Origin of the sequence: Nostocoides australiense Ben110 (assembly GCF_001050535.1) — a bacterium.
Lineage (GTDB): Bacteria > Actinomycetota > Actinomycetes > Actinomycetales > Dermatophilaceae > Nostocoides_A > Nostocoides_A australiense.
In genome coordinates this window covers 1,733,765-1,741,612 of sequence record NZ_HG764815.1, presented here as the reverse complement: position 1 = coordinate 1,741,612, position 7,848 = coordinate 1,733,765, and the positions used below count along the sequence as shown (strand labels likewise).

General features: G+C 68.5%; 7 protein-coding genes and 1 pseudogene. 5 read left to right on the top strand and 3 right to left on the bottom strand.

The genetic code is table 11. The features are described from left to right. Positions 1-37: 37 nt before the first annotated feature. Positions 38-949 carry a DUF4192 family protein gene (locus BN11_RS08345; RefSeq protein WP_048696527.1) on the bottom strand — a complete coding sequence of 304 codons (912 nt, stop codon included), beginning with the start codon at positions 947-949 and terminating at the stop codon, positions 38-40. Positions 950-1,102: 153 nt separating this feature from the next. Between BN11_RS08345 and BN11_RS08340 the strand changes: the two genes are divergently transcribed. Next, entirely contained in the window at positions 1,103-2,266 is a 1,164-nt protein-coding gene (locus BN11_RS08340; protein WP_201329247.1) for a tyrosine-type recombinase/integrase, read from the top strand. Continuing rightward, positions 2,263-4,677, top strand: a complete 2,415-nt coding sequence (locus BN11_RS08335) for a tyrosine-type recombinase/integrase (protein ID WP_048696524.1) — start codon at positions 2,263-2,265, stop codon at positions 4,675-4,677. The genes BN11_RS08340 and BN11_RS08335 overlap by 4 nt, the downstream gene beginning before the upstream one ends. A gap of 20 nt (positions 4,678-4,697) precedes the next feature. Here BN11_RS08335 and BN11_RS22525 read toward each other — a convergent pair. After that, positions 4,698-4,838, bottom strand: a pseudogene (locus BN11_RS22525) (thioredoxin-disulfide reductase); the annotation flags it as partial. Positions 4,839-4,874: 36 nt separating this feature from the next. On the opposite strand from BN11_RS22525, the gene BN11_RS08330 reads away from it, so the two are divergent. The 3 genes from BN11_RS08330 to BN11_RS08320 are packed head-to-tail and all read left to right on the top strand — an operon-like array spanning position 4,875 to position 6,759. Beyond that, positions 4,875-5,243, top strand: coding sequence for an ArsR/SmtB family transcription factor (locus BN11_RS08330; protein WP_048696522.1), 369 nt, complete (start codon positions 4,875-4,877; stop codon positions 5,241-5,243). A gap of 20 nt (positions 5,244-5,263) precedes the next feature. Continuing rightward, positions 5,264-5,956 carry a cation diffusion facilitator family transporter gene (locus BN11_RS08325; protein ID WP_083433619.1) on the top strand — a complete coding sequence of 231 codons (693 nt, stop codon included), beginning with the start codon at positions 5,264-5,266 and terminating at the stop codon, positions 5,954-5,956. After that, complete coding sequence (locus tag BN11_RS08320) at positions 5,953-6,759, top strand: cation diffusion facilitator family transporter (protein ID WP_083433618.1); 807 nt, start codon at positions 5,953-5,955, stop codon at positions 6,757-6,759. Before BN11_RS08325 ends, BN11_RS08320 begins: the two co-directional genes overlap by 4 nt. Here BN11_RS08320 and BN11_RS08315 read toward each other — a convergent pair. Continuing rightward, the gene (locus BN11_RS08315) at positions 6,712-7,728 is read right to left on the bottom strand and encodes an IS481 family transposase (RefSeq protein ID WP_048696518.1); all 1,017 of its coding nucleotides are present in this window, start codon (positions 7,726-7,728) and stop codon (positions 6,712-6,714) included. The two genes, BN11_RS08320 and BN11_RS08315, sit on opposite strands and share 48 nt — an antisense overlap. Positions 7,729-7,848 lie beyond the last annotated feature (120 nt).

The following is a 7,848-nucleotide window of genomic DNA, read 5'->3' as shown; positions in this document are numbered from 1 at the left end:
GTTGCCCGGCCTCCCTGCCCCCGGACCCCTTCGGGGGTCAGCGGGTGAGCCGGATACCGAGGTCCACCGCACGGGCGAGCAGTGCAGCGAGACGGTAGCCCGGGTCGATGGCCAGTGCCCTGTCGAGGGCGAGGCGGGCGATGGTGCCGTCACCGCGCCACCATGCGTAGTTGGCCACCACGGTCAGGACGGGGACCGCGTGGGCGTCCGGCAGGCTTGCTGCGGTCTGGATGAGCCGGTCGAGGGTGACGGCTGGGGGCTGGTCCGGGTCGATGCTCACACTCTCCCGGATTGCCTGCACCGTGTGCTGGTCGAGCAGGTCAGAGGGCATGGTGTCCGTGCACAGGTGGGACAGCAGCGCGTCCCGGAACTCCGTCACGGTGTTGCGGGTCAGGGCCACGGCGGCGAGGGCGAGGACGTGAGCGGGCAGGTCCGTGATGGGGGTGCTGGCCGTGAGAACCCGGCTCCACGCGAGGGCGGCAGCGGTGACGTCCTCGGCCTGCTCGGGGGTGATGCGCTCGCACTCGGCACCGACCGTCTCGGCGTGCCGGGTGGGGGTCAGGCGCTGCGCGAGGTCGTCCCGACAGGGGGCTGGGGCGGAGCCGGTGGCGGCGCTCAGCTCCAGCCCCACGGGGTGCTCGGCAGCAGGCAGCGGGTGGCCCCCGGTGGGGCAGCAGGTGCAGTCCAGGTGCCGCCACCCGGTCGGGGTCACGAGGACCGGTGCGGGCACGTCCACACCCGCAGCAGCGAGCGCCGAGGCCAGCGCTTCGACGGCCTCGACAGCCTGTCCTGTGACCGTTTCGTAACCGATGACGAGGACGGCGGTCGGGCGCTCGCGGAGCATCGGGGGGACGGTGGCGGCGAGCATGCCGTCGATCTGGTCGATGGGCGGGGTGTCGATCCGCTCGACCATGCCGAGGCGGCGGTCGTGCAGGGCGATGCCGAGCACCGAGTCGGCGGGTGATGTTGACCGGACTAACGACCGTGGGCGCTGGTAGGACTGGGGACCGTTACTGGGTCTGCTGAGGAGTCCGTTGTGAGTCGTGATCTTGACCGTCTCGTTGTTGGTCGTTGGGGCTCTGTTCGGCCGGGAGGCTCGGGCGTGGCGTGGGTTGTGCAGGACGCCGAAGGTCTGATCGTGGGGCCGGTTGCCGAGTTCCTGCGCGACTTCGCCGCTCGAGGAAACAGCGCGGGCAGTGTTCGCTCTTACGCGTACGTTCTGCTGCGCTGGTGGCGCTGGCTGGCCGCCGTCGGCGTCGATTGGGATCGTGCGACCGCCGCGGAGGTGCGTGACCTGGTGTTGTGGCTTCAACTGCATCCGAAACCTCGCCGGTCGGCCAGGACGCTGTCGGCTGATCTCGTGGGGACTGTCAACCCGAAGACGGGTAAGCAGTATCTGGATGACCACTACGCGGCGCGCACTATCCGGCACAACAATGCAGCTCTGGCCTCGTTCTACGAGTATTGGGCTGAGCAGGGCCGGGGGCCGGTGATGAATCCGGTGCTTCGGGCCGGGGGTGGGCGCCGCCCGAATGCGCATCACAACCCGATGATGCCGTTCCGTCCCGAGGGCAAGCTGCGGTACAACCCCAAGGTTCCGCGTCGGCGGCCGCGGGCCTTGACCGATGAGGCCTGGGACGAGCTCTTCGACACCCTGACATGTCATCGAGACCGGGCGCTGCTGGCGTTGACGGTCAGCAACGGTGCTCGCGCCAGCGAGGTCCTGGGGATTCGAGGGGCCGACGTCGACTGGGGCAACCAGCTGGTCCGGGTAATCCGCAAGGGGTCCCGGGCGCAGCAGTGGCTGCCGGTGAGCGAGCCGGCGATGGTGTGGCTGCGGCTCTACCTGGCCGAGGTCGGCAAGATCGGCCCGGGTGATCCTGTGTGGGTGACGGTGCGCCGCCGTCAACGCCAGGGCACGCTGACACGGGTCCCGATGACGTACGAGGCGCTGCGCGCGGTGCTCCGACGGGCCAACGCTCGTCTGGGGACGAACTGGACGATGCACGATCTACGGCATACCTGCGCGCTGCGGATGGCCGCCGACGAGAACGTCTCTTTGCGCGATGTGCAAACCATCCTCGGGCATGCCCACATGGAGACCACGGCGGAGATCTACCTGGTCGAGGACGAACGCCACACCGTTGAGAAGGTCGCCGCCCACCTGGCCCGCCTCCAAGAACCCAAGCCCGACCCGGCCCCGGTGGCCACCGCCTACAGGTCGGCTGATTTGGCGGTCCTCTTCGGCGACGGGTTGCTGCCGTGATCAGCGCGCTGCGCCACGAGCAGATGGCCAAGGTCGGCAGCCGGCTGCGGCTGCATCCGGAGCTGGTCGGGGTCACCTTCCCCGGCCCTCACGATCAGGCGGACCGCGCCGAGGTGCTGAGGATCGCCATGAAGCTGCCGGACTGGCCGACCGTCGTGCACGACCACAACGAGCTCGTCGAGGGCATCGGCTGGGTCCTGGACTGGCTGGAGACCTTCCCCGGGGACGGCTGGCACGACCGGTGGATCGCGGCCGGCGCGAACACCGACCCGGACTCGTGGATCCTGAGGCGTCACGGTCAGGACCCTCGGATCGCACCCAGCGTTCGCGCGATCGCCGTCTCCGGCATCAGGACCCTGATCGTGGCCCGGGTGATCCTGCCGGACTACCCGTACTTCTCCGCCCTCAAGACCGCGATCGGGTACCGACAGATCCTCGCCCAACAGGACCCCGACCTGCGGCAACGCCTCCAAGACGGCATGGACCGGCGGCACATGAGCGCCAAGACCCAGCACGACTGCTGGACCGTCCTGGCCCGCGTCATGCTCCACACCGGCCACGACCTGCCCGCCATCACCAAGAACGACCTGTTCGCGTTCCGCTCCGCCCAGCTCCTCCAACTCGGAGTGCGCGCGGCCGGGTGTCACCAGGTGTGGGAGCTGCTCACCGACGTCGGGATCCTCGAGGCCAACCACGGCCTGTACGAAGAGCTGCGGCTGGGGCAGCGGAGCGTGGCCCACCTGGTCGACCGCTACGACATCACCCCCGGACCGATCCGCGACCTCTTCGTGCGCTACCTGCAAGAGCGCAAGACCTCGGTGGACTACACCACGCTGTCCGGGTTGGCCGCTGACATCGTCGGCAACTTCTGGGCCGACATCGAAAAGCACCACCCCGGCATCGACACCCTCGCCCTCCCTGCCGACGTGATCACCGCCTGGAAAGAACGCCTAGCCACGGTGGTCGGCGTCAACGGCGAAACCCGGCCACGCGCCAGCAGCGGCTACATCCTGCTCAACGTCCGCTCGTTCTACCTCGACCTGCGCGACTGGGCCCACGAAGACCCCTCCATCGTCCCCTACGCGGTGCCCTCCCCGGTCACCCGCGCCGACGCGACCGGACTCAACCGACGCAAACTGCACGTGCGGGCCAAGATCCACCAACGAATCCGAGAACGCGTCCCCCTCCTGCCCGAGATCGTCGCCCATCTCGAACGCGAACTCGCCCAGGCCCGCGCCCTGCGCGAGGCCGCCGCCAAGGCCCCGCTCGATGACCTGTTGACCGTGGATGGCCGCAGCTACGTCCGCGAGGACGGGTACGTCAAAGCCGCCCGGGGTCTGCCGCCGGGCACCTCATATGTCGTTCGTGACCTTGAGACCGGGGAGCGGTTCAGCACCACCCGACGCGAACACGACGCGTTCTGGCTCTGGGCCATCGTGGAAACCCTGCGCCACACGGGCCTTCGGATCGAGGAACTCCTCGAACTCACCCACCTCGCGCTGGTCTCCCACCGACTGTCCACCACCGGTGAGACCGTGCCGCTGCTGCAGGTCATCCCGTCCAAGACCAACCAGGAACGCCTCCTGCTGGTCACGCCCGAACTGGCCAGCGTCCTGGCCCTGGTGATCAGCCGGCTGCGCAACCAGAACCACGGCACGATCCCGCTGGTAGCCCGCTACGACCACTACGAACGCACCGTCGGGCCCCGGCTGCCGCACCTGTTCCAACGCGACTACGGCAGCGGGCCCACCGTCATCGGCACCACAAGCCTGCGGCAATGGCTCAAAGCCTTGTTCGTCCGCATGGAGTTACGCGACCGGGCCGGTGAACCAATCCACCTGACCCCGCACGACTTTCGTCGGATCTTCTCCACCACAGCCGTCCAGGACGGGCTCCCGCTGCACATCGCCTCCAAGATCCTGGGCCATCGGCACCTGACCAGCACCGAACCCTACGTCGCGGTCTTCCAAGACGACCTGATCCGCACCTACCGCACCTTCGTCGACAACCGGCGCACCGGCCGTCCCCCGCAGGAGTACCGCGAACCCACCGACGCCGAATGGGAAGAGTTCGAAGAACACTTCACCCTGCGCCGGGTCGAACTGGGCAGCTGCGCCCGCCCCTACGGCTCCCGCTGCGAACACGAACACGCCTGCCTGCGCTGCCCCGTACTCCGAGTCGACCCCGCCCAACTCGACCGGCTGGCCGCGATCATCACCAACCTCGAAGAACGCATCGTCGAAGCCGAGGAGCGTGGCTGGCCCGGGGAGGTCGCCCAGCTGACCGTCACCGTGAAGGCTGCCCGCGACAAACTCGCACGCCACACCCCCACCGGGCCGTCCACGGCCCACGGGCTGACTCTGCTGCCCCACCCGACCACGCGGGCACTGCAGGACGCGAAAGGGGGGTAACCCTGGGCACCCGCCGCTGCTCAGTGGGAAAGGAATCGTTCGGCGTCGAGGGCGCCCGCGCACCCGGAGCCGGCGGCGGTGATGGCCTGACGGTAGGTGTGGTCGACCAAGTCCCCGCAGGCAAAGACCCCGTCCATGGTGGTGCGGGTCGAGCGGCCCTTGCGGGGCCCCACCCGAAGTAATATCGTCTTGTGGCGATGACAAAGCAAATGCGCGATGAGTCCCTAATTGGAGAGCAGGAAGCCTTGGCGGCCGCAGCATGCCTGTTCCACGGGTTCAGCGACACCTCCCGGTTGACGATCGTGCAGCATCTGAGCCTGGGTGAACACCGCGTGGTCGACCTGGTCGCCCACCTCGGTCTGGCGCAGTCGACGGTGAGCAGACACTTGGCGTGTCTGCTCGATTGTGGGCTGGTAACGATGCGGCCCGAGGGGCGGGCCTCGATCTACGCGCTGGCCCACCCCGAGGCGACGATGGATCTGTTGCGCGGCGCTGAACGCCTGCTGGGTTTGACCGGGGACGCGGTCACGCTGTGCCCGCGCCACGGGGCTGGGGTGGCCCAGTGAACTCCGCCCGCTCTCACTCATTGACCATTGCCGCGATCTCTGAGGACCGTCGACAGCAACTGGGACGCCGAGCCCAACTGCTTGCCGGCGCCTCAGTGGCGTACAACGTTGTGGAGTCCGTTGTCGCCGTGGCTGCCGGGTCGGCCGCGTCATCGATCGCGCTGATCGGCTTCGGTCTGGACTCGTTGGTCGAAGTCGGCAGCGGACTTGTCATCCTCTGGCAGTTCCGGCACAAACTCCCCGAAACCAGGGAACGCCAAGCCCTGCGCTGCATCGGCATCTCGTTCTTCGCATTGGCCGCCTACGTGTCGGTGGAGTCGATGCGAGCACTGCTGGTAGCCAGCGAGGCCGAACACTCGACCCTAGGCATCTGGATCGCGGCCCTCTCCTTGGCGGTCATGCCCTTCCTGTCCTGGGCGCAACGGCGAACCGGCCGGGAACTGGGCTCCGGGTCGGTCGTGGCCGACTCCAAACAAACCCTGCTCTGCACGTATCTGTCCGCGGTGCTCTTGGCCGGCCTGCTCGTTAACAGCCTCTTCGGGTGGTGGTGGGCCGACCCGATCGCCGGGCTGGTCATCGCCGGCGTCGCCAGCCGCGAAGGACTCCAAGCGTGGCGCGGCGAGACCTGCGGATGCGGCCCCACCATCGCCTCCTCCTCCAACGCCACGTGCTGCACCGATGCCCATTGCAGCAGCGTCAAAGCGGCATCATGAGCGACCACGGCCACAGCCACGGGGCAGCCCTGGCCGACCACCGCGGCAAACTCGCCGCCGTGCTGGGCATCACGCTGACCGTCCTCGTCGTCGAGGTGGTCGGGGCCGTCCTGTCCGGCAGCCTGGCCCTGCTCGCCGACGCCGCGCACATGCTCACCGATGTCGCCGGCCTCACCCTCGGGCTGATCGCTGCCGTCCTGGCGCGCCGACCCGCCACCCCCGCCCGGACCTGGGGCTACCACCGTGCCGAAGTCCTCGGTGCCGCTGCCCAGGCCGCTCTCTTGCTGGCCGTCGGCGCCTTCGTCCTGATCGAGGGGGTCAAACGTCTCTTCGAACCCCCCGAGGTGGCCTCGGGCCTGATGATCGTCTTCGGCATCGTCGGCTTGATCGGCAACCTCATCGGCCTGCTCATCCTGGCCAGCGGCCGCAGCGCTAACCTCAACATGCGCGCGGCATTCCTCGAGGTCGTCAACGACGCACTCGGCTCGGTCGCTGTTTTGGCCGCCGCCGCCGTCATCACCACCACCGGCTGGTACCGCGCCGACGCGATCGCCTCGATCCTCATCGGCGTCCTCATCATCCCGCGCACCATCCGACTTCTCCGCGAAACCATCGACGTCCTGCTCGAGTCCACCCCAAAGGGCCTCGACCTCGAACTGGTGCGCCAGCACCTGCACGCGCTACCCCACGTGCACGACGTCCACGACCTGCACGCCAGCCAAGTCGCCACCGGCATCCCCATCCTCACCGCCCACCTAGTTGTAGTTGCTCATGACGTTGGTGACGCCGGTCCGCAAGCGTGAGGCCGGGGGCTGGTCGCCGGCGGCGCTGTGGGTTCGATGGTAGTTGTAGTGCAGGTTCCAGGTCGCGATCGCGTCGCGGCGGTGGTCTTCGCTGAGCCAGGGGCGGGCGTAAAGCAGTTCGTTGGCCAGGATCCGCTGGTATCGCTCCACCTTGCCGTTGTGGCGGGGCGTGTAGGGCCTGGTCCGCTGATGGCGCGCGGCGAAGGAGCACACCGCGCGGGTGAAGTCCTTGGCGCGATAGCAGGAGCCGTTGTCGGTCACGATCCGGGTGAAGCGGGTGACGCCGTGGGCGGCGAACCAGACGCGGGCACGGAAGAGGAACCCGATCGCGGTCTTCGCGGTCTCGTCCTCGAGGGCCTCGGTGTAGGCCAGACGGGAGAACCCATCGACTGCGGAGTGCAGGTAGACGTAGCCCGGCCGGGTCCCGCTGGCCTTCGCCTTGGCGGTGGCCCTGGCTGCGGCGCGGGCCTGGTCGGAGTTGATGCCGTGGATGCGCCAGCCGCCGCCGTCGGGGATGCGGCCGACCTTCTTCACATCGATGTGGATCATGTGCCCGGGCCACCAGGCCTTGATGGTGCCGGGCCTGCGCAGCGGTTCGCCGTCGACGTCGAGGTGATCCAGGCGCGCGAGGCCGAGCTTGTGTAGCCACCGAGTCACCGTGGCCACCGAGATGGGGATGTCCTGGGCCGCGAGTTCGCGCACGATCCGGCGCGCTGACCACTTGTTCTTCCGCATCACCGCTATCTGCTCGACCACCGCAACAGGTGTCTGGGTGGGCCGCTGGGCTGGTGCACTCGAACGATCGTGAAGGCCGGCTTCGCCGTGCTCGCGGTAGCGGGCCACCCACTTGCCCAAGCACTGGCGGGAGACGCCTGCTTCGGCGGCGATGTGGGCGATCGGTCGATGGCGGCAGCGCAGCACCAACCGCAGACGGCCTTGAGGGGTCAGCGGAGCATTACGGTGGGTCACAGGGCAGGTCCTTCGTGTCGGCGACGGTTGTCTTGGTCGACTTCCATCTTTGCCGCCGGGGACCTGCCCGTCCCTCACGACCTACGGCGCCGGGTGACACCAACCTCATGAGCCGCAACA